The 509-nt window shown below is 72.7% G+C and carries 1 protein-coding gene; it reads right to left on the bottom strand.

The window, feature by feature from the left end; translation table 11 throughout:
- Window positions 1-176: 176 nt before the first annotated feature.
- Window positions 177-482, bottom strand: a complete 306-nt coding sequence (locus tag DNK89_RS25085) for an FGGY-family carbohydrate kinase (RefSeq protein WP_370220978.1) — start codon at window positions 480-482, stop codon at window positions 177-179.
- Between the last annotated feature and the right edge of the window lie 27 nt (window positions 483-509).

Genomic DNA, 509 nt, shown 5'->3' on the forward strand with positions numbered 1-509 from the left:
GGCCGGTCTTCGAGGCAGGCGGCGGCCTGCTGGCCTTCGCCGTCAGCACCGACCTCGGACTGTCCCTGACCATCCAGGACATGTCGGGCATGAACCACCCGATCACCCGCACGATCTGGGCCGCCGTCCTGCGAAAGGACGCGCCGTCGCCGCTGGGCGAGCGGGCGGCCGAGGCCCTACGGCCGGCAGGGCCGTTCCGCATCGACCTCGACGGCCTCGACCGGCGGATCACCCAGCTGCCGATCGCCGCGGCCAACTACGCCGGCCTGCAGGCCGGCAAGATAGGCCGCGCCCAGCGCGGTCGTCTCCTGGATCACGGGGCGGTCGACCGGGGCATCGAGCAGGTCGGCGAGGCGCTGCATGGTCCAGTCTGACGCGGTCATGCCGCCGTCGACGCGCAGCACGTTGGCGGCCTTCTCGCCGGGCCAGTCGGCGCGCATGGCTTCGCGCAGATCGTAGGTCTGGTAGCAGACGCTCTCCAGCGCGGCGTGTGCAAGCTCGGCGGGGCC

This window comes from Acidovorax sp. ST3, from assembly GCF_003231145.1.
Lineage (GTDB): Bacteria > Pseudomonadota > Gammaproteobacteria > Burkholderiales > Burkholderiaceae_C > Acidovorax.